This window comes from Streptomyces sp. NPDC002935 (genome assembly GCF_040611295.1).
In the GTDB taxonomy this organism is placed as follows: domain Bacteria; phylum Actinomycetota; class Actinomycetes; order Streptomycetales; family Streptomycetaceae; genus Streptomyces.
In genome coordinates, this window is sequence record NZ_JBEXNW010000006.1 from 288,899 (window position 1) to 309,478 (window position 20,580).

The window sequence follows — 20,580 nt, forward strand, 5'->3', positions numbered from 1 at the left end:
ACGCACCGTCGAGGGCTTGGAAACCGGCCTCGATCTTCCCCCGCGGTCCGGTTCGGCAGGCTCCGCCGACGGAGATTCCTTGCACCGACCGGTAGTTGACCGGCTACCTCCGGCCCGCATCGCGATGCAGCGCTTGTGGCGGAGGGAACTTGGGCCTCCGACCTCACAGCCTCTCTTGCTTCGGCAAGGTGAGGATTTCGGCTCCGTCGTCGGTGATGGCGATCGTGTGCTCACTGTGTGCTGTCCGGCAGCCCGTCGCGCTTCGGAGCGTCCACCCGTCGGCATCGGTGACGAGTTCAGCGGTGTCCGCCATGACCCAGGGCTCCAGTGCCAGCAGCAGCCCAGGGCGCAGTTTGTAGCCACGGCCAGGCCGTCCGGTGTTCGCAACGTGCGGGTCCTGGTGCATCGTCGATCCGATGCCATGACCTCCGAACTCCGTGTTGATCGGGTACCCCGCCTCGCTGAGGACTGTGCCGATGGCATGGGAGATGTCGCCGATGCGAGCCCCGGGCCCGGCAGCGGCGATCCCTGCGGCCAGCGCCCGTTCGGTTGCACTGATCATCGCGACGCTCTCCGGGGGCCTCGCGTCGCCCACGATGAAGCTGATGGCGGCGTCTGCGGCGACTCCGCCTTTGGAGACCGCGAGGTCGAGCGTCAGCAGATCGCCGTCGGCGAGCGTGTAGTCGTACGGCCGTCCGTGGAGCACCGCGTCGTTGACGCCCGTGCAGATGTAGCGGCCGAACGGGCCCCGTCCGAAGGACGGCTCGTAGGCGACGTAGCAGGACTGCGCTCCAGCCTCGACGATCATGGTCTTGGCCCACCGGTCGATGTCCAGAAGGTTCGTACCGATCGCGCTACGGCTCTTCAGCGTCTGCAGGATGTCGGCGACCAGGGCCCCTGTGTCCTTTGCTCGCGCCAGTCGGGTGGGGTTCAGGATCTCGATCATGCGGCGCCCTTCTCACGCGACCAATAACTATACCGGCCAAACTATACCGGTACTAGAATCGGAGTCATGGTCAGGTTGCCGCTCACTCCCGCAGAGGTCGAACGCGGACAGCGCCTCGGCGCCCTCCTGCGTCGGGCCAGGGGAGAGCGCTCGATGCTCGCTACGGCGCTCGACGCACGTGTCTCACCGGAGACCCTCCGAAAGATCGAGTCGGGCCGCGTGGCCACCCCCGCCTTCCCGACCATCGCGGCGATCGCCGGTGTCCTCGGCCTCTCCCTCGATGCGGTGTGGGCCGAGATCAGCCGGCCCGAACGCGGCGTCAGCCGATCCGGTACGGGGAACGTGCGATAGCCCGTCGGCCGTTCGTCGTCCGGACGGCTGCTTCGAAGGCGGTTGAGCGGCGCGCCCGATGGGAGGGGCTTCTCCGGGTTCGGCGTTGGTTGCCGGGCTCTTCGAGACCCGCCCGTCCGGTTCGCCGTCAGTCGCCGTCCCTGTCCAAGTCCTCCAGCGTGTCCGCCACGTGGGCGAGGAGCGTCTCGATGCTCGGCCAGGACGGATTCGGGCCGTGGGACGTGGTGCCGTGGCGGACGACGCACCCGTACTGGTCGCCTGCGCGCAGGTCGACGAAGAGGCCGCCGCCCAGGCCGTCCCCGCCCACTGGCAGCCACTGCGGAAGCCAGAGCGGCGTCACGTCATACGGGTAGTACGTACCGGCCGGGTCCTGGCCGCAGCGGGCGAGCCAAGCTTCCAGAGCGGCGGCGAGCGGCGGCGGCACCGTGTCGTGCGACGAGCGCAGATACAGCTTCCGTCGCGTCAACGCCTCCGCCACCGGATACGGGTCGCATCCGTACGGCAGGAGCCGGAACGGCGCTTCGCCGAGGCTCGGTCGGGCGGGGGAGACTCCATCGGCGGCGCGCCACCAGGCGGCGAGTCCCCCGGGGAGGGGGCGGCCGGTTTCCTGCTCCGCCCGGAGCAGCGCCGCGGGGTCGGCGGGCGGATTCAGCCGGGCGTGACAGGCGGGAGCGCTCCGGGCTAGCCGGCGCTCGATCCGGCTCCACAGCACGTCAAACGGTTCACCGGCCAAGGTCCTTCACTCCCCTTCGGGGCCGGGGACAGATGCCCCACACATGGGGAACGTCTGGTTCCGTCCTGGTCTGGTTTCGTCACCCGCACCAACGTTGTCTGCGTCCATTCAATGGCAGGTTCTGAGGGCTTTGCGTACGCGGAACAACGAGAGGGCGACACCATCGTGGGAGAAACAACCGTAGGGCGCGCAGGGGGAGTCAAGTTACTGTCCGCCGTCGTGGCGGCGCTCGTCCTGATCCTGGGGATGGGGGCGCCGGCCATGTCCGCCACTCCTGCGCCCCCGCCCGGCGACGGGAGTGGGCAACGGACGGCCACCGAAGGCAAGTTGATCGGGAAGCCGGTGATCCTCACCGGCGAGGACGTCGACAAGAAGGCTCAGCGGCCCCGGTCGGCGTGGCGGGCCGCGCCCGCGCCCAAGGCCAAGGCGGCGTCCCTGTCGCCGGAGCAGGCGATGAAGGAAGCCTTGGCCGAGGCGAGGAAGCTGGGCGCCAAGTCCTACCTCGACACCTCCAAGGTGCCGTTGGCGACGGACGGACGGGCCTCCGCGCGGGCCGCCGCCCTCGGCCTCCCCCCGACCAACCTCGGTGACGAGCCCCCGGAGCAGGACACCAACCAGTGCCTCGACCGCGCCGGGGCCTCCTCCGCTCAGGGGGAGACCCTCAACCGCTGGCTGTGGTGCCGGAAGATGCGCATCGGCGTCCAGTACTTCAAGATCATCGATGGTGAGCCGGTGTACCAGGGCACCAACAGCGTGGCCTACCACGCGGTGGCGGTCGGCAACGGCCAGCAGCGCGTCCTGCGCACCTACCTCCAAGCCCAGTACGACTCGGTGGAGTACGACGACTGGAACCTGTGGGACCGGTACTTCACCGCCCCGGACCTCAAGATGTTCATCCTCTCGGACTGCTCGGAGAGCTACGAGTACTGCTTCGCGACCGGCAGCGGTATCGAGCACACCTTCGACGAGTGGGACTACCACCGCGAGTGGCTGCACTGGGACATCTACTCCGAGGCGGAGGCGTCCACCTCCACGGACAAGGTTCTCTTCCACCACTGGCACTTCCGATTCGGCGGCTCCGGCGGCGGCTACGTGGTCACCGATGCCACCACCGCAGACCGCGCCTTCCGCTGCGACTCCGCCAACTACTTCTCGCAGTTCGGCGTCGACTATCCGAAGGCGTGCGTCAACTACGAGGTGATCCCGCACCTCCAGTACGCCATCAGCGACACCCGCGTCACCTCGGTCGCCCGGCACATCCGGGTCGCCCAGGACACCCCCGAGAAGACCTATCCGATCGAGCTGGAGCCCAAGCACATCCCCGGCAAGTACAGCGGTACCCGGGACGACCAGGGTCTGCACCGCGTCGCCGACGGCAGCCCCTCAGCTCAGGCCAACGAGGCCATGAAGGACGCCGCCTGCAACCGGAAACCCCCGTACGAGGACTGGCGGGGACTGCCGCCGTACGACACGGCCACCCAGGACTGTGACGAGTACCCGTTCCAGTCCACCGAGGAAGGCGCGGGCAGCTTCACCTGGGACTTCTCGGTCCGCGCGGTTTCGAACGGCGAGAACCGCTCCGCGGGCGGCCTGCTGCGCTGGTACTACTTCAGCGACCGCATCCTGTACGGGACGGACGCCTTCTGGGTCGAGGTCCGCGACTAGGCCGTACTCCTCGGATCGCCGGAGTGGCCTCGGCCACCCCGGCGATCCAGGCCACGCCTGGCGTGGCAGAGTGTGCGTGTGCCCACCACTGATGCCGCCCGTACCACCGACGCCGTGGATGTCTCCCGTGCCGTGAACGTGACCGACGCCGCCCACGGCGAGCCCGGCCACCTCATCGATCTGCGCAGCGACACCGTCACCCGGCCCGGAGAGGCGATGCGCCGGGCGATGGCCGAGGCCGAGGTGGGCGACGACGTCTTCGGCGATGATCCCACCGTCAACGCGCTGCAGGAGCGGATCGCCGGGCTGCTCGGATTCGAGTCCGCCTTGTTCGTCTCCTCGGGAACGCAGAGCAACCTGTGCGCCCTGCTGACCCACTGCGGCCGCGGGGACGAGTACATCGCCGGCCAGATGGCCCACATGTACCGGTGGGAGGGCGGTGGCGCCGCCGTGCTCGGAGGCATCCAGCCCCAGCCGCTGCCGCATCGGGCGGACGGGACGCTGGACCCGCTGGACATCGCGGAGGCCGTGAAACCGGACGACCCGCACTTCGCGCGCACAAGGTTGCTCTGCCTGGAGAACACCATCGGTGGCCGGGCCGTGTCGACGGACTACCTGAAGACCGCCACGCACGTCGCCCGCGACCACGGACTCGCCACGCACCTTGACGGGGCGCGCCTGTTCAACGCGGCGGTGGCCGGTGGAGGCGACCCGTACGAGCAGGCACGGCTGATCGCCGGCCACTTCGACAGCGTCTCGGTCTGTTTCAGCAAAGGCCTGGGCGCGCCGGTCGGCTCGGCGCTCGTGGGATCACGGGAGTTCGTGGCGGGTGCACGGCGCTGGCGCAAGGTGCTGGGTGGCGGGATGCGGCAGGCCGGCGTGCTGGCGGCCGCGGCACTCCACGCGCTCGACCACCATGTCACGCGGCTCGCGGACGACCATGCGCACGCCGCGCTGTTCGCCGACGGCCTGAAGGACGTGGAGGGCCTCACCATGGAGCCCAGCGGGACCAACATGGTCTTCGCGAAGTCCGCCCCCGGCCTGGAGACCGACGAGGTGCGCGACCGACTGGCGCGCCGTGGCCTGCTGTGCGGGGGATACCCGGGCCAGCTGCGCTTCGTGTTCCACCTGGACGTGACGCGCGCCGACACGGAACGCGCGGTGCGGATCGTACGCGAGACCGTGGCCGAGACAGCAACACGCTGAGCCTGTAGGGCCGTTGGTTCCGCCTTTGTCCAACTGTCCCGCGCGGATTCCCTCACTGGACAGCACGCCCAGTGGCCGCGGAGCCCGCCGGCAACCTCGTGGTCACGGCGCTGGGCAGCCACCAAGGCCCGGGCCGGGCGGAGCGGATCGTCGGCTCCCGAAATCACAAGCCCGGCGGGCCAGGATGCCACTCACGTCGGGTCCAGGTCGCTGTGCAGCAGGTCGTGGTCCGAGTACGGCGTCGGATGCACGCGGTGCTCGTGCGGGACGATGCCTCGTAGGAAGATGTAGTCGAACTTGGTGTGCCAGTCGGTGGTCGGCTCGCAGCTTCCGACGGACGAGGGACGACACTCGGGGTCTGTCTCCGTCGCCAGTGACCATATCCGGGTGAGTTCGGGAGCATCCGGCACGGCGTTGAAGTCGCCGAGAACGATTGCACGGTCGTGCCGAGCGACGTCTGCGGCGAGTACGCCGGTCTGGTCTGCTCGGACTGCTTCCTGACGTCGTTGGGCGAGGTGTGTGTTGAAGACCCGGACGGGCCGGCCACCCACGATGGTGGTGACCGCCATGTAGCCACGGTCCTCGGATCCTCCGTCGGGGTATTCCACGTTGACGCGGTCTGTCATCGGCGCCGCCGAGAGGACCGCCTGGCCGAAGGCTCCCGGACTCCACGGGGCTCCACCGCAGCGGCCCCAATTCCGAAGAACCGTCCCGTACTCGACGTGATAGACCAGCCCGTAGAGGCTCTCCAGATAGTCCTGGATCCTCTCGACGTCACGCACGCACGCTTCTTGCAGGCCGATGACCTGGGGCGCATACGTGGCGATCTCCGCCGCCCGGTCAACGTTGCTTGCCTCGCAGGGGTTGCAGATGTTCCACGTCATGACCCGGTTCGGTACGACATCCCTGACGGCATAGGCGGGCAGTGGCCTGGCGAAGAGGGCACCGCTCGGTGCACTGGGGCCCACAAGCACCATGCAGGCCACGATCACGGCGCCGACGAGCAACCGTGTGTCCCTCCGGAGCACCGTCGCCTCCTCAATGTGCATGCACATGAATCTGACGTCTCCATGCACGAGGTTACGGGACGAGGTTGTCACCCGTGCGCAACAGCCGCCTGTGCGGCGTCGGCTGTTGCGCACGACCTGCTGGCCGCCCTGCTAGAGCGCCATCTCGTACTCCCCGGACAGTGCCTCGACGCGCTGCCAGACCTGTGCCGAACGTGCTTCGTCCACTACGGGACGCCGGACCGCGCCAAGTGCCCAGCGCTGCTGCGGCGCGGTGGCGGAGTCCTTGCCGTGCAGTTCGACGCAGTGTCCGGAGAAGTCACGGACGAGCACGGAGAACAGCTCGTCGAGCACGGACTCGTCCAGGTCCGTGAGACGCGCCTGCTCCAGTATCAGCTGTCCGTACACCACCAGCGCGAACAACTGCCCCACGGAAAGGAGGAAGTCGAGGTCGCGGCTCTGCTCCTCATCGGGGGCGACGGTGGTGACGAACTCGCACAGGGCGTCGGCCTGCTCCCGGAAGCGGGCGACGTTCGGGATCTCGGCATACGCGTCGTAGGAGGCGCGCCAGTCGTGGAAGCGGACGGCACCCAGGCCGCGAGCCGGTCCCTGCCGGAAGAGGAAGTCGTCGTCGGCCGCGTCGAGGCGGGTCGGCACGGCGGGGTGGCCGATCGGCTCTAGCAGGTGGTTGCGCATGAACTTGAGGATCAGCGCGAGGTTGACGTGGACCGTGCCCTCGAGCTTGGGCAGGCCCCGGATCTCGATGGCGGCCTGCGAGAAGTAGTTGTCCTTCTCGAAGCCCTTCGCGGCGATGACGTCCCACATCAGGTCGATGACCTTCTCGCCCTCCGTGGTCACCTTCATCTTCGTCATCGGGTTGAAGAGCAGATAGCGGCGGTCCTCCGGTCCGGCCGAACGGAAGTAGTCGACGGCGCGGTCGCTGAACAGCTTCATACCGACAAGGCGGACGTAGGCCTCCGCCAGCTCCCGGCGGACATGGGGGAAGGCCGTGACGGGGCGGCCGTACAGGATGCGGTTGTGCGCATGGGTGACGGCCTCGTACATCGCGTGCTCGCAGATGCCGATCGAGGCGGTGCAGAGGTTGAACTTGCCGACATTGACGGTGTTCAGGGCCGCGTCGAAGGCGGCGCGTCCGGTGTGCAGGACGTCCTCGGGGGCGACCGGGTAGTCCTCCAGGCGGAACTCGCTGACGAACTTGGAGGAGTCGACGACGTTCTTCACCAGGTGGTACGCCGGGTGGCGGCTGTCGGCCGCGAAGAAGACGTATCCGTCCGGGCCGTCGATGTCGGTGCGGCGGCCGAACACGGAGACGAGGCCGGCGGCGTTGCCGTTGCCGATGTAGTACTTGGATCCGCTGGCCCGGAAACCGCCGTCGGCCTGGGGCTCCAGCAGCATGTCGGTGGAGTAGATGTCGGCGCCGTGGGCCTTCTCGGACAGGCCGAAGGCGAAGACCTCTCCCTGGGAGAGGAGGTCCGCGGCACGGCTGCGAGCCGCGGCGTTGTCGCTCTGCCAGACCGGGCCGAGACCGAGGATGGTCACCTGCCAGGCGTACCAGTAGTCGAGACCGTAGAACCCGAGAATCTCGTTCAGGGCGGCGATCCGGGCGGTGTCCCAGCGCTGGTCCTCGTCCGTGGCGGCGGAGGCCGGGGTGAGGAAGGTGGCGAACAGGCGCTCCTTCGCGGCGAAGGCGAGGAAGTCACCGAGCCAGGCGCGGGTGCGGTAGTCCTCGATCAGACGGCGCTTGCCACGCTCCTCGAACCAGTCGACGGTGGCGCGCAGCAGCCTGCGCGTCTCGGGGTCGAAGTGCGTCGGGTCGTAGGTGTGCGGGTTGAACAGCAGGGGAGTGGCCATGGAGGGTCGCCTTCCGAGGGATGGGAGGAGGAGATTGCCGTACGGGGATGGAGGGTGAGGGTGCGACTCAGGCTGACGGCCCCGACGGGCTGCTGTGTGGATCGGCCGTGGCACCGGTCGTCATGCCCAGGGTGTGCAGGGTGGCGAGGACGTCGTCGAGCCAGGCGATCGTCATGCGCTCGTACGCGATGCCTCCGCGCAGCACGACGTGCTGCAATTGCTGACCGGCGTCGAGCGGTGCGGGGGCGTCAGGCCCGGTGAAGTCGCGCAGTTCCCCGGTGAGATAGTGCGCGAGCCGGTCGCTGTGCACCTGGTGGTGCCGCTCGACCTCGTCGACGAGCGCCGCCGGGTCGTCGAAGGCGCTGCCGCGGATCTTCACCGCGAGATCGTGACGAAGGCTCTCCGGTTCGATCGGCTCGTGCAGCCAGCGGGAGAGGGCCGTGCGGCCGGGGTCGGCGACGGAGTACTCCTTCTTGTCCGGCCGTCCCTGCTGCGGCACGTCGCGGACGGCGAGAAGGCCCTCGTGCTCCATGCGTTTGAGAACGCGGTAGATCTGCTGATGTGTGGCGGTCCAGAAGTAGCCGATGGACCGCTCGAACCGCCGGGCCAGCTCGTAGCCGGAGCCTGGCTTTTCCAGCAGGGAGACGAGGATCGCGTGTTCGAGCGCCATACGGCACAGCTTTCTATGCAACTCGTTGCATAGGCAAGCGCCGTCGCTCGGGTGAGACGCGGCTCACCCGAGCAGCGGAGCCGAGGGCTGACCCGCCCTCCTGACCCGCCACTCCCGAGCCACTCCGCGTTCACATCGGCCGTCGACCATACGGAAGATCACCTCCGTGACCTTCCGACGAAACGGCCCGTCCATGAAACGAGTCACCCCCGCTCTGGCCCTGGGGCTCTGCGCGCTCCTGGCGAACTCCGTACCCGCCCAGGCCGGCGAGCGGACCACCGACAGCTACGGCAGCAAGGCCGTGTACGAGGCGCGGCAGGACGCCCGCACCTATCAGCGGGCGCCCCGCGGCTTCGTCCCGGTCTTCACCGAGAACGTCTCCCGCCACGGGGCGCGCTCGGCGACCGACAGCGAGGACGGCGACCTGATCCTCGCCCTGTGGGACAAGGCCGAGAGCGAGGGCGAACTCACGCGGAAGGGGCTCGGGTTCGGGCCCCGGGTGCGCGCTCTCCTCGACGCCATGGCGAAGGTCGGGTACGGCAACCTCAGCGGACGCGGCAAGCGCGAGATCCAGGACACCGCCGTCCGCATGGAGCGGCGGCTGCCCGGGCTCTTCGACCGGATCGCCGCCGACTCCGAGGGCATCGACGTGGTCAGCTCCGGGCAGGGCCGTGCCGTCGACAGCGGCAACCTGTACGGTGCCGCGCTCGCCGCCGCCGACCCGGACCTGGCCCCGCTGATCGGCCCCACCCGCACGGACAAGGACCTGCTCTACTTCCACAAGGCCGCGGGAGGTGCCGCCTACCGGGACTACATCGCGAACGATCAGCGGCTCGCGACCACCCTCAAGAGCATCACCGACCAGCCCGCCACCCACCGCGCCGCCCGCGGCGTACTGCGGCAGATCTTCACCGCGGACTTCGTGCAACGCGTCACCGACGGTGAGTTCTCCGCCCTCGGCAGCGACGTCGCCGCCGCCGAGGCCGTCTACAACCTGTACGCCATCGCCCCCGCCATGAGCGACGAGAGCCCCGGCGGCAGGGGCTGGGACATGCAGCGGTACATCTCCCGGCACGACGCCGCCTGGTTCGGATACCTGGGCGACACCGAGGACTTCTACGAGAAGGGCCCGGGCTTCGCCGACAGCGACATCACGTACAAGATGGCCGGCGTCCTGCTCGACGACTTCTTCCGGCAGGCGGAGGCGAAGCGCGCGGGAACCAGCAGGCTCGGCGCCGAACTGCGCTTCACCCACGCCGAGGAGATCATCCCATTGGCGGCTCTGATGGGCCTGCCCGGCAGCACCGAACCGGCCACCCCCGGACAGCCCTACACCTACGCCGACAATCCCTGGCGCGGCGCTTCCGTGGCACCGCTCGGCGCGAACATTCAGTGGGACGTCTTCCGTAAGGGCGGCACCTACCTCGTCCGCATGCTCTACAACGAGAAGGAGACCGCGTTCAAGGCGAGCTGCCGCCCGGTGTCGAAGGGCAGCACGTTCTACGACCTGAACGAACTGGAACGCTGCTTCGGGCGCGCGTACCCGGTCTCCTGACGGAACCCGTGAGCACGGCGGCGGAGGCCTGGCCTTCGCCGCCCTCCCGGCGGCGAGCCGCCCTGAATCCACGTCTGGCCCGCACTCACGGGTACACCGTGCCGCTGCGTATGGGTGCTGCGCCTGCATCAAGCCGGACAGGCCGAAGGCCGGCCGGCGGGGGAGTCCCTGTCTGCGGCTGCGTCAACGTGCCGGTGGCCCTCGGCGGGTAGGCTGCCCGGCGGAGTCTGGACTGCCGTCCGTTCCGGCGGCGCCGCTCGGTGCGGATCGTTCTAAGTAGGCTCAGGGCGTGACCTATACAACTTCCGGTCGGCAGGCTCCTATCGACCCTGCGGGACTTGCCGACGATCCGTACGCCGTGTATGCGCAGCTTCGCGAAGCCGGGCCCGTTCACCGGATCACCGGGACAGACGGGCTGCCTGCCTGGCTGGTGACCCGCTATGACGACGTACGCGAGGCTCTCGCAGACCCGCGGCTCTCTTTGGACAAACGCAACGCGGCGCCCGGCGGCTACCGGGGCATGGCCTTACCACCGGCGTTGGACGCGAACCTGCTCAACATGGACCCCCCGGACCACACCCGCATCAGGCGCCTGGTGGCCCGGGCCTTCACCCCGCGCCAGATCGAGCAGCTGCGCGAGCCGATCCAACGCACCGCTGACCAACTGCTGGACGCCATCGCCGCGGATGAACGCGCGGACCTGATCGTCTCGTACGCCGCGCCGCTGCCGATCACCGTGATCTGCGACTTGCTCGGCGTAGCGCCGGCCGACCGGCTCGACTTCAGGTCATGGACCGACGCTCTCGTCGCTCCCGATCCGGCGCGGCCGTCCCTCGCCAAGGAAGCGGTCGGCAGCATGCTGTCGTTCCTCACACAACTCATCGCCGACAAGCGAACCGCCCCAGCCGATGACCTCCTCTCCGCACTGATCGCCGTACGCGATGAGGAAGACCGGCTGAGTGAGGACGAGTTGATGTCCTTGGCCTTCCTCATCCTGGCCGCCGGGTATGAGAACACCGTTCACCTCATCGGGAACGCGGTCCTGACTCTGCTTCGCCACCCCGATCAGTTGGCCGAACTCCGGGCCGATCCCACGCGCCTGAGCGCCGTGGTGGAGGAGCTGGCCCGCTACGACGGCCCGGTACCCCTGGCCATCCGCCGGTTTCCGACCGAGGACATCACCATCAGCGGCGCAACCATTCCGGCAGGTGAAACCGTCCTGCTGTCCCTTGCCGCCGCACACCGGGACCCGCACCGCTTCACCGACCCGGACCGCTTCAACATCGACCGCGACGCCACCGGTCACCTCGCCCTGGGCCACGGCATCCACTACTGCCTCGGCGCTCCCCTCGCCCGTATGGAAACCGAGATCGCGCTGTCTGCGCTCCTCGACCGCTTCCCCGACATGGCCCTGGACGTCTCGCCGAGCGAACTGCAATGGCGGCCCTCGATGCGATCCCGCGGTCTGCTCGCCCTTCCGGTGCGCACCGGCACCACCGAGGAGGCCACTACGGATCAGTGATTTCGTTACTGGGATCATGAACGCATACTCGAGGGCGGCTTGATGAACCGGGGATCTACGGAGAACGGGCTGCGCTGGATAGCCGATGCCTACAGCACCAGCTTCACGCTCACACTCAGCGAAGGCCTCTCGCCGGACGAGCTGCTGCGCCGCGTAGGTGCCGAGGAGCGCCACATGGTCCCGCTCACCCGCTCCGCAGCATGCGAGCTGCTGCTGAGGGATGAGGCGGACCACATCAGCGACCTCGACTTCCTGGACTGGGAAGACGAAAGGGCGGTTGCCCAGCTGACAAGCGCCGGCTTTCTGCCCGCCCCGCCGGACACCATCGTCCGAGCCGGCTCGGTGGCGGGCTGGGCGTATGCGCTGGAGGAATTCCACTGTCGGACAGGCACGTACCTCTCGACGCTGTCCGAGCGGGGACGGGCGTTCTGCGTGCATCGCAACGCGAAGGGCTTCAGCCGCGTCGGCTATGCCTGCCACGGTGATGCGGTGACGTCCTTCGAGCCTGACCTGCCACACCTTTCGAACGGCGCCCCAGCCGAGGTGGCGCTGGGCTTCGTGTACCACGGTGACGAGCTGGGCGATGTCGCGTTCCTGCGGTTCCTGGAGGGCGAGCTCGGCATCAACCTCCCCTGGGAGGAGACGGAGGCGAAGCTTCCGGCAGCCGCTTTCACTGACGCCGCCCTCGGACAGCGAGGTCCTGTTTACCGCTGGTGAGACACGACCACAGGGCTTCGTGGCTTGCCGGGCCGGATCCCCTCGGGTCGAACGGCATGCTGCCTGAACCGAGGACCGGCCAGGCGGGGTCAGTCGCTGTCGTCGTCCTCGCACACCTGCCCGATACCCCCAACGTCCTTGCTGTGCCGATGAGATGGGCCTCCGGGTTGATACCGGGAGTCCGGCTCCGACGCACTATCGTGTACGACATGTCCGCCCCTGAGCTGATCCGCATCGTCTCCCGTGACTCGCCCATGGCCCTGGCCCAGGTGGAGCGCGTCCGCACCGAGCTTCGCCTACTTCATCCTGATATCCAGACCGTGGTGATCCCGGTCAAGACAACCGGCGACAAATGGATGGGGGATCTCTCCAAGGTCGAGGGCAAGGGGGCGTTCACGAAGGAGGTCGACGCCGCGCTCGTCGCCGGGGAGGCGGACCTCGCAGTGCACTGCGTCAAAGACGTGCCGGCGGACAGGCCGCTGCCGGCCGGTACGACCTTCGCGGCGTTCCTCAAGCGTGACGACATCCGAGACGCCCTCGTCCACCCCGGTGGGCTGCTCCTCGACGAGCTTCCTGCGGGAACCCGGATCGGAACCTCCTCGGTGCGCAGGGTCGCGCAACTCGCCGCCTCCCACCCGCATCTGGAATGCGTGCCGTTCCGCGGAAACGCCAACCGCCGCCTGGACAAGCTCGCCGCGGGCGAGGTCGACGCTCTGCTGCTGGCCGTGTCCGGCCTGGAGCGCATCGGCCGGCCCGACGTGATCACCGAGGTCCTGTCGACCGAGGCGATGATCCCGCCGATCGGTGCCGGCGTTCTCGCTCTTCAGTGCCGTGAAACCGACACCCCCACCATCGACATCATCAGCGGTCTGAACGACTCCGACACCTATCGAGAGACCACCGCGGAGCGGATGTTCCTGCACGTCCTCCAAGGCCACTGCAACAGCCCGATCGCCGGATACGCGCAGGCATCTCGGGGTGATCTGTCGCTGCGCGCCTGCGTGTTCAGCCCGGACGGAAAGACCGTCCTGAACGCTCACGAATGGGCCGGGCGACTCAGTCCCTCAGACCTCGGTGCTTCCGTCGCACTGGCTCTGCTCCGGCAGGGCGCCCGCGAACTGATCGACAGCATCGCCCACTGACGGCCGAACGTCGCGCATCCGTGTCACCGGGCGACAGCCCCTCAGGCCGGGATCACCCTGGAGGGGATTGTCCTGGCGCGGCTTTCTGGCGCTGATCCCGTGGCCGTGGCGTCACCGGCGGCGAGCACGCAGCTCCTGGCGAGGGCCATGGGGCCGCTCGCGCTGGACTGGGACGATTTCACGGTCGCCCCGGAAGAGATCTGTCCGACCGGCGACAGGGTCTTCGTGACGGGCAGGTACAGCGGAGTTCATCGCGGGACCGGGAAGACCGGTACCGCACGTTTCGTATACATCTGGTACGTGGAGGAGGGTGCGGCCACGCGGTTCGAGACTGTCTTCGACACCCACCTGGTCCGGGCAGCCGCCCAGTAGCCGCTTGATGCGCAGGGATCCGGTGCCTCTCCTCCTGAGGCACCGGAGAGGGTGCCAGGGAGCGCTTCGGCGGTCGCAACTGGTTCGGTCGGCGCCTCATGCGGCGGGGACTACCCGGCTTTGGCCTGCCCGGCCTCGTTCGCGCGGAACGCGCGCCGGTAGGCGGCGGGCGTGGTGCGCAGGGCCTCGTGGAAGCGCCGACGCAGGTTGACGGCAGAGGAGAGGCCGACCCGGTGCGCGATGGTTTCCACCGGCAGGTCGGTCTCCTCCAGCAGCGCCCGGGTGGCGGCGATCCGCCGGTCCAGCAGCCAGCGTCCGGGACTGATGCCCAGTTGCTCGGTGAAGCGCCGGGTCAGGGTGCGGGCCGAGACCTGGGAGCGGGCCGCCATCTCGGTGACGCTGATCGGCTGGTCCAGTCGTCCGGCCAACCACTCCAGCAGCGGGGCCAGCGAGTCGGTGACCGGCCCGGAAGTGGGCAGCTCGGCGTACTGCAGCTGGCAGCCCTCGCGGTGTGGCGGCATGACCATCTGCCGGGCGATCCGCAGCGCGTACGCGGCGCCCTGGTCGGCGCGCACCAGGTGCAGGCAGAGGTCCACGCCGGCCGTCGATCCGGCGCTGGTGGCGACGTCGCCGTGGTCCACGTAGAGCACCGCGGGGTCGACCCGGACCTGCGGAAACCGGGCGGCCAGCTCGGCGGCCTGGGCCCAGTGGGTGGCGGCCCGCCGGCCGTCCAGCAAGCCGGCGGCGGCGAGCACGAAGGCGCCCGAACAGATGCCGACGATCCGTGCGCCGCGCAGGCGCGCCCGGCGGACCGCCGCGACGACCGCCGGGGCCACCTCGGTGCCGGGAGCCTGCTGCCAGCCGGGGACCAGTACCGTGTCCGCCCGCTCCAGCGCGTCCAGGCCCGCCATGACCAGCAGGTCGTAGCCGGCCTGGGTGCGCACCGGGCCGGGGTGCTCCGTGCAGACCTCGAACGTGTAGCGAGCGGGGATCGCCGGGCCGTGCTCGCCGAACACCTCGGCCGCGCACGCCAGCGGGAAGGTCGACTGCGGGGGCTGCAGCAGGGCCACCACCCGGTGCAGCGCCGGGGACTTCGGCAGCGAACGAATCGTCATGGCGCGAAAGTACCCAGTCATGTCGTTCGGGACACTGGGGCGGCCGATTAGTCCAGACCAGGATGGCGTGCTGTGACCACCACGCAGGCACAGACCCAGACCGTCCCGTCCAGCGATCCGTACGGCGACCGGCCGCCCTTGTGGGACCGGCGCTTCACGCTCTACTTCACCGCCCGCACGGTCTCGCTCATCGGCGACGCCATGATGCCGGTGGCCGCCGCGCTCGCGGTCGGCGCGCTCTACGGGATCTCCGGAGTCGGCTTCGTCCTCGGCACCTGGACCGGGACGTTCGTCGCCCTGGTCCTGTTCGGCGGCGTGTTCGCCGACCGGCTGGGCGCGCGGCGCATGATGGTCGGCGCGGACCTCGCCCGGGTGGTCACCCAGGGCGTGCTGGCAGCCGCGTTCTTCGCCGGGCCGCCGCCGTTCTGGCTGCTGGTGACCATGGCGGCGTTGGCCGGTGCGGCCGCCGCCATGTTCCAGCCGGGAGTGAACGGGATGGTCCCGCTGGTCGCCCGCGAGCCGCAACGGGCCAACGCCACGCTCAAGGTGGCCGACGCGCTCGCCCAACTGCTCGGCCCGGCCCTTGCGGGGCTGCTGATCGCACTGACCGGCGCCGGGACCGTGTACGCGATCGACGGCGGCACCTTCGTACTCAGCGCCCTGTGCCTGGCGCTCATCCGCCTCGCCCCCACCGGCGAACTCGCCCCCACCGGCGAACTCGCCCCCACCGGCGAACTCGCCCCCACCGGCGCGCTCGCGATCGCCCCGAACGACGCCGACTCTCCCCAGTCCAGCGGAAGTTCACTGCGCCGCGACCTGCGCCAGGGATGGCACGAGTTCCGCTCCCGCACCTGGATGTGGGCGGTGATCCTGATCTGGGTGGGCTACGGCGTGCTGCTCTTCGGCCCGCTGGTACCGCTCAGCTCGGCGCTGGTCGGCGCCCGGCTCGGCCCGAACGCCTACGGTCTGGCGATCTCCTTCCTCGGCGTCGGAACGGTGCTCGGCGGCCTGCTGGCGCTGCGGCTGCGCCCGGCCCGGCCACTGGCCGCCGGTGCGGTGGCGATGGCGCTGTTCACCGTGCTGCCGCTCTGCGTGTCGCTGGGCGCGGGACTGCCGGTGCTGCTGGCGGGCCACGTGCTCGGCGGGGGCGCCTGGGCGTTCTGGTCGGTCATGTGGGCGACCAGCGTGCAGACCCACACCCCGCCCGCGGTGCTCAACCGGGTCACCGCCTACGAGTTGGCCGGCTCGGTGTCCGGAATCGCGCTCGGCCAGATACTGGCGGGGCCGGCCACCACCATGGCCTCCCCGGAGCGCCTGCTGCTGGTCTCGGCAGTCGCCTGCCTGGCGGGCTGCGGGGCACTGATCGCGATCCCGGCGATCCGCACGCTGCGCCGAGCCGCTCCCGCGGATGGCGATACTTCCACGCGATCGCGGATATCACCTGGCACCGGGCCCGCCACCGGTCGCGGCGGCGCGGCGACCGGTCAGGCAGGAACGGCTCGATCAACGACCACTGGGCATCCGTCATCGGCCATCCCGGACAGCGATCAGACGAGCTGAAATGGGGACGGTGGGACGGACATGTTCCGCAGATCCGCGGGACTACCCCAGTTGGTCGCGGCGGCGGGTGAGGTGGGCGCTTTCGGCGGTGTTGCCTGCCAGCTCGATGGCTTTGTCGTAGGCCGCGCGCGCCTTCTGGCTGCGGCCCAGCCGACGCAGCAGGTCGGCTCGGGTCGCGTGGTAGGCGTGATAGCCGGCCAACTCGTCCGCGAGACGCTCGACGAGCGCCAGCGCCACCTGCGGGCCGTCGAGCTCGGCGACCGCGATGGCCCGGTTGAGGGCGACGATCGGTGAGGGGTCGAGGCGGACGAGCTGGTCGTAGAGGGCGAGGACCTGCGACCAGTCGGTGTCGCGCACGTCGGGGGCGGAGGTGTGCACGGCGTTGATCGCCGCGAGGATCTGGTAGCGACCCGGAGCCACACCGGCGGCCAGGCGCTCGCGCACCAGCCGATGGCCCTCGGCGATCAGCGCCGCGTCCCAGGCCCCACGGTCCTGCTCGTCGAGGGCGACCAGTTCGCCGCTCTGCGAGACCCGGGCGGTACGGCGGGCCTCGGTGAGAAGCATCAGCGCCAGCAACCCGGCCACCTCACCGTCCTGCGGCAGGAGGGCACGGATCAGGCGAGTGAGCCGGATCGCCTCGGCGGTCAGGTCGTGGCGTACGGGATCGGTGTCGGGGCCGGTCGCCAGGTAGCCCTCGTTGAAGACGAGGAAGAGGACGGCGAGCACGCCCGAGAGGCGTCCCGGCAGATCCTCCGCGGACGGCACCCGATAAGGGATGCGTGCCGCCTTGATCTTGGCCTTCGCGCGGGTGATCCGCCGCCCCATGGCACTCTCCTGCACCAGGAAGGCACGGGCGATCTCGGTCAGGGTCAGACCGCCGACCATGCGCAGCGTCAGCGCCACGCGGGTCTCCATCGCGAGCGCCGGGTGGCAGCAGGTGAAGATCAGCCGGAGCCGGTCGTCCTCGATGGGACCGAGAGGCTCGGGCGGGTCGTCGTATGACATCTGAGCCTCCTTCTGCTTGTCGTCGCGCTTGCTCTCGCGCCGGATCCGGTCGATGGCCTTGCGGTTGGCGGTCGTGGTCAGCCAGGCACCGGGGTTGGGCGGCACGCCGTCGGCCGGCCACCGCTCGACGGCGGTCGCGAACGCGTCGGCCGCCGCCTCCTCGGCGGTGTCGAGGTCACCGAAACGCCTGGTCAGGGCGGCGACCACCCGCGCCCACTCCTCGTGGTGGGCCTGGGTGATCGCCTCCCGGGCGTCGATCACGCTCACAGGAACGGTCGCACCTCGAGCTTCCGGTTGCAGGCCTTCGACCCCTCGGTCGCGAGTTTGAGCGCCACGTCGAGGTCGGGAGCCTCGATGATCCAGAAGCCGGCGAGGTACTCCTTCGATTCGAGGTAGGGCCCGTCGGTGAACACCGCCTCCTCACCGCGGTTGTCGATCACCGTGGCCGTGCCCGGCGCACCGAGGCCACCGGCGAAGACCCAGTGGCCCTCGGCCTGGAGCCGCTCGTTGAACACGTGGATCGCAGCCATCTCGTCCGGGGTGCCGAGGTCCGCCTTGTCATGGAGTACGGAAAACAGGTACTGCATCTCGGATCTCCTCCAGTGCTTCGGGGGCGCCCCTGGCGGGCGACCGCTCACCCTTACTACGAACACCTCCGCCCCGATCCGACACCGCGCCGACTGCTGTCGAGGTCTTTCTGGTGCGCCGGTTGTGAGCGATCCGGGTTCACGACTGATCCCGCTGATCCAGGCCGTCCCGCCGAGCCGCGGCAAGGGCGGCCAGCCACTGCGCCGCCCCAGGTGAGCCTCACAACTCACCCCACCCATGCGGCCCTTCTCACGTCACGGGCCGATCGCGACTGCCGCCACTCACAAGGTCCCTACGACCGTGCCGGCCAGACCAGCGCCTGAGCGACGATGACGCTCTCACCGTTGAAGGTGACGGCGGGGCCTTCGTGCAGTTCGTAGCCAAGACCAATCGCTTCACTCACACGCTGGCAGAACGCGGCGTCGTCCGGTCCGGTCAAGACTCGGTAGATGGGCAATCCCCCTGGTGGTGTGCTCATGAGGAGAAGGATTCCAGACACACCCGCCCGCCGAGCCGGCATGTCCCGAAGTCAATCGCTCCCCAGGTCGTAAGGGCGGGTGATCGCCCCAGAGGATGGCACGCTCGATGCGTCAGAACGCACTCACAGCAGTCGGGCTCGCGCAGCCTCACATCCGGGATCTCAGCACGTCGACCTCGCAGCCCGGCGCGGACGGGTCGAAGCCGTGCTCGATCAGCCAGCGAACCACCAGCAGGCTTCGCAACGACCACCACGCGTGGATCACGTCGAGGTCGATGTCGGTGCCATAGCCGGCGATGACGTCGTCGAGGTGCTCCTCGTGTCCGAGCGTGAAGGTGGCGAGGTCGTACAGGGCATCACCCTGGCCCGCCTCGGACCAGTCGATGATGCCGGTGACCTCGTCGCCGTCGACGAAGACGTGCGCGATCTGCAGGTCGCCGTGAGTGAACGCCGGAGTCCACGGCCGGAGCGCGGCCTCGGCGACCTGGCGGTTGCGGGTGACCAGGTCGGCGGGCAGGAGGCCATTCGTCACGAGCAACTCGCACTCGTCGTCGAGTTCCGCCGCCAGCGCGACGATGCTCCGGCCGGCCCGGCCGGGCCGGGCCGGCAACGGCGCGTCGTGCAGCTTTCGGATGGCGGCGCCCGCCGCGGCCCACGCCGCCGGCGACCCGGTCGACGGCCCGCCGAGGCGCCCAAGCGTCGTCCCCGGGAGTGCAGCCGTCGCGAGCACGGGCGGCTTGCGCCACAGGACCTCCGGGGTCGGGACCGGCGCCAGGGCCATCGCCTCGACCTCGACGTCGATGCGCGCCTGATCGGCGGCCACCTTCAGGAACACGTCGCCGACGCGCAGGGTCGCGCGCTCGGAATGGGCGACGACGACTTCGACCTCATCCATGGGTGACCAGTATCCGGGGGATGACCGCCGACGTCGCCGGGTTTATCGCGTGTGACTACGCGGCCGACCGCGTCCCGCTACCCGGCAGCCTCGTGCACGACACCGATCTCTGGGCCGCAGACCCTCGGCGAGGGGATCGCCGGCTTTTCAGCTACCGAGGGCGCCATCGGCGTCCCTCGCAGCCTCCGTCTACGCTCTCGGCATGCAGCGCAGCAATGTCACGCGGGACGACGGCACTTGGGTGGGCCTGTCCCTGGACGTACAGGACCGCAGCCTGCCGGGGCTGTGCGTGTTCAGTGCCGGGGCGCGACTGCTGGTCTCCCGGCTGTCGCGGCCTGTGCTGCTTGCTGTTGTTGACGAGCAACTCCAGGGCGTGGACTTCTGGCGCACCGACGAGTACCGCTCCTTCGTCCCGCCGCTGCGCGCCGATGTGGGGCGCGCCCTGGCGGGCAGCCAGGAACGGTGGGCTCACCGTTTCGCGCAGTACCTCATCGACTCGCCGGACAGCCCGCTGCACGAGGGCCGATGGCTTCTCACGTGCGAGAGTCCCCTTCGGCGCTGGCGTCACGCTGACGCTTCGCATGCCGAGTACTGGAGCTCGATGCTCGTCGACGGCCATCCGGACGGATACATCGACTGGTTCGTCCATTCTGGTTCGTGGGAGATCCTTCCGCTGCGGCCGATGCCCGGCAGCGACGACAGTCGGGTCAAGGCGTACCGCAAGCAGGCCCGGGAAGGGACGCTCCCACCCGTGCTGTTGTGGTGGGTCAGCGGCCTGGACTGCCATCTGATCCTGGACGGTCACGCGCGGCTCGCGGCCGCGATCGCAGAGTCCGTCGAGCCTCCGCTGCTGCAGTTGCACCGCACGGTGCCGCGCGATGACCTAGCCGCGTGCACCGATGAGGCCGTGGGCTTCTACGAGTACGAACTGGCACGCTTCGCCGAACTCCGCGCCGTTCACGGCCCCACTGTTCCGGACAGTGCCGCCACCGCCGGCCCACAACTCGTCCGCCGCCTCCGCGACCTGAACACCGCGCAACAGCCGAGCTGGGCCTGGCCTCTGCCCGGCGGGGAGGCGCAGTGGCGTCGCATCGAACGCGAGGTGACCGTCGGCCAGGACTGGCCCCGTATGTGAGCCCCGTACCTGAGTCCTGCCGAGTCCCTCCCGCCGGCCCTGGCGA

Annotated in this window: 20 protein-coding genes; 10 read left to right on the forward strand and 10 right to left on the reverse strand. The window is 69.5% G+C overall.

The window, feature by feature from the left end; all coding sequences use genetic code 11:
* Positions 1 to 163: 163 nt before the first annotated feature.
* Positions 164 to 946: a type I methionyl aminopeptidase gene (gene map / locus ABZX90_RS10810; RefSeq protein WP_355203447.1), complete on the reverse strand. Its 783-nt coding sequence runs from the start codon at positions 944 to 946 to the stop codon at positions 164 to 166.
* A 66-nt stretch (positions 947 to 1,012) separates the two neighbouring features.
* Between map and ABZX90_RS10815 the strand changes: the two genes are divergently transcribed.
* Positions 1,013 to 1,297 carry a helix-turn-helix transcriptional regulator gene (locus ABZX90_RS10815; protein ID WP_351135000.1) on the forward strand — a complete coding sequence of 95 codons (285 nt, stop codon included), beginning with the start codon at positions 1,013 to 1,015 and terminating at the stop codon, positions 1,295 to 1,297.
* Between the two features lie 127 nt (positions 1,298 to 1,424).
* Here the strand turns inward: ABZX90_RS10815 and ABZX90_RS10820 are convergent, their stop codons facing one another.
* On the reverse strand, positions 1,425 to 2,030 hold the full coding sequence (locus ABZX90_RS10820; protein WP_355203450.1) for an SMI1/KNR4 family protein: 606 nt from the start codon (positions 2,028 to 2,030) through the stop codon (positions 1,425 to 1,427).
* A 261-nt stretch (positions 2,031 to 2,291) separates the two neighbouring features.
* On the opposite strand from ABZX90_RS10820, the gene ABZX90_RS10825 reads away from it, so the two are divergent.
* Positions 2,292 to 3,695 carry a NucA/NucB deoxyribonuclease domain-containing protein gene (locus ABZX90_RS10825; RefSeq protein ID WP_355203453.1) on the forward strand — a complete coding sequence of 468 codons (1,404 nt, stop codon included), beginning with the start codon at positions 2,292 to 2,294 and terminating at the stop codon, positions 3,693 to 3,695.
* 78 nt (positions 3,696 to 3,773) lie between these two features.
* Positions 3,774 to 4,901 (forward strand): low-specificity L-threonine aldolase, encoded by a 1,128-nt coding sequence (ltaE, locus tag ABZX90_RS10830; RefSeq protein ID WP_355203456.1) that lies wholly within the window; start codon positions 3,774 to 3,776, stop codon positions 4,899 to 4,901.
* Between the two features lie 191 nt (positions 4,902 to 5,092).
* On the opposite strand, the gene ABZX90_RS10835 is transcribed toward ltaE, so the two are convergent.
* From ABZX90_RS10835 to ABZX90_RS10845, 3 genes are all read right to left on the reverse strand, one after another.
* Positions 5,093 to 5,956 carry an endonuclease/exonuclease/phosphatase family protein gene (locus tag ABZX90_RS10835; RefSeq protein ID WP_355203459.1) on the reverse strand — a complete coding sequence of 288 codons (864 nt, stop codon included), beginning with the start codon at positions 5,954 to 5,956 and terminating at the stop codon, positions 5,093 to 5,095.
* Positions 5,957 to 6,061: 105 nt separating this feature from the next.
* Positions 6,062 to 7,780, reverse strand: a complete 1,719-nt coding sequence (locus ABZX90_RS10840; RefSeq protein WP_351134382.1) for an acyl-CoA dehydrogenase family protein — start codon at positions 7,778 to 7,780, stop codon at positions 6,062 to 6,064.
* Between the two features lie 67 nt (positions 7,781 to 7,847).
* Positions 7,848 to 8,450, reverse strand: coding sequence for a PadR family transcriptional regulator (locus tag ABZX90_RS10845; protein WP_355203462.1), 603 nt, complete (start codon positions 8,448 to 8,450; stop codon positions 7,848 to 7,850).
* A 193-nt stretch (positions 8,451 to 8,643) separates the two neighbouring features.
* Here ABZX90_RS10845 and ABZX90_RS10850 point away from each other — a divergent pair, with 193 nt between their 5' ends.
* The 5 genes from ABZX90_RS10850 to ABZX90_RS10870 all read left to right on the forward strand — a co-directional run bounded on the left by ABZX90_RS10850 (position 8,644) and on the right by ABZX90_RS10870 (position 13,758).
* Positions 8,644 to 10,005: a histidine-type phosphatase gene (locus ABZX90_RS10850; RefSeq protein ID WP_355203465.1), complete on the forward strand. Its 1,362-nt coding sequence runs from the start codon at positions 8,644 to 8,646 to the stop codon at positions 10,003 to 10,005.
* 289 nt (positions 10,006 to 10,294) lie between these two features.
* Positions 10,295 to 11,527, forward strand: coding sequence for a cytochrome P450 (locus ABZX90_RS10855; RefSeq protein WP_355203468.1), 1,233 nt, complete (start codon positions 10,295 to 10,297; stop codon positions 11,525 to 11,527).
* Positions 11,528 to 11,569: 42 nt separating this feature from the next.
* A complete protein-coding gene (locus ABZX90_RS10860; protein ID WP_355203613.1) occupies positions 11,570 to 12,244 on the forward strand; it encodes a DUF6461 domain-containing protein in 675 nt (224 codons plus the stop codon).
* A 209-nt stretch (positions 12,245 to 12,453) separates the two neighbouring features.
* Positions 12,454 to 13,386: a hydroxymethylbilane synthase gene (hemC, locus tag ABZX90_RS10865; protein WP_355203471.1), complete on the forward strand. Its 933-nt coding sequence runs from the start codon at positions 12,454 to 12,456 to the stop codon at positions 13,384 to 13,386.
* 105 nt (positions 13,387 to 13,491) lie between these two features.
* Positions 13,492 to 13,758 carry a hypothetical protein gene (locus ABZX90_RS10870; RefSeq protein ID WP_355203474.1) on the forward strand — a complete coding sequence of 89 codons (267 nt, stop codon included), beginning with the start codon at positions 13,492 to 13,494 and terminating at the stop codon, positions 13,756 to 13,758.
* Between the two features lie 110 nt (positions 13,759 to 13,868).
* Here ABZX90_RS10870 and ABZX90_RS10875 read toward each other — a convergent pair whose 3' ends face one another.
* Entirely contained in the window at positions 13,869 to 14,873 is a 1,005-nt protein-coding gene (locus tag ABZX90_RS10875; protein ID WP_355203477.1) for a helix-turn-helix domain-containing protein, read from the reverse strand.
* A gap of 72 nt (positions 14,874 to 14,945) precedes the next feature.
* Between ABZX90_RS10875 and ABZX90_RS10880 the strand changes: the two genes are divergently transcribed.
* Positions 14,946 to 16,433: an MFS transporter gene (locus tag ABZX90_RS10880; RefSeq protein ID WP_355203480.1), complete on the forward strand. Its 1,488-nt coding sequence runs from the start codon at positions 14,946 to 14,948 to the stop codon at positions 16,431 to 16,433.
* 42 nt (positions 16,434 to 16,475) lie between these two features.
* On the opposite strand, the gene ABZX90_RS10885 is transcribed toward ABZX90_RS10880, so the two are convergent.
* The 4 genes from ABZX90_RS10885 to ABZX90_RS10900 form a co-directional block, all read right to left on the reverse strand.
* Positions 16,476 to 17,705: a sigma-70 family RNA polymerase sigma factor gene (locus ABZX90_RS10885; protein ID WP_355203483.1), complete on the reverse strand. Its 1,230-nt coding sequence runs from the start codon at positions 17,703 to 17,705 to the stop codon at positions 16,476 to 16,478.
* Positions 17,702 to 18,025 carry a YciI family protein gene (locus ABZX90_RS10890; protein ID WP_351134366.1) on the reverse strand — a complete coding sequence of 108 codons (324 nt, stop codon included), beginning with the start codon at positions 18,023 to 18,025 and terminating at the stop codon, positions 17,702 to 17,704. The genes ABZX90_RS10885 and ABZX90_RS10890 overlap by 4 nt, the downstream gene beginning before the upstream one ends.
* Positions 18,026 to 18,318: 293 nt before the next feature.
* Positions 18,319 to 18,504 (reverse strand): DUF1737 domain-containing protein, encoded by a 186-nt coding sequence (locus ABZX90_RS10895; RefSeq protein ID WP_355203486.1) that lies wholly within the window; start codon positions 18,502 to 18,504, stop codon positions 18,319 to 18,321.
* Between the two features lie 148 nt (positions 18,505 to 18,652).
* Positions 18,653 to 19,399, reverse strand: a complete 747-nt coding sequence (locus tag ABZX90_RS10900) for a phosphotransferase (RefSeq protein ID WP_355203489.1) — start codon at positions 19,397 to 19,399, stop codon at positions 18,653 to 18,655.
* Between the two features lie 202 nt (positions 19,400 to 19,601).
* Here ABZX90_RS10900 and ABZX90_RS10905 point away from each other — a divergent pair, with 202 nt between their 5' ends.
* Positions 19,602 to 20,534, forward strand: a complete 933-nt coding sequence (locus ABZX90_RS10905; RefSeq protein WP_355203492.1) for a hypothetical protein — start codon at positions 19,602 to 19,604, stop codon at positions 20,532 to 20,534.
* The last annotated feature ends 46 nt before the right edge of the window (positions 20,535 to 20,580 follow it).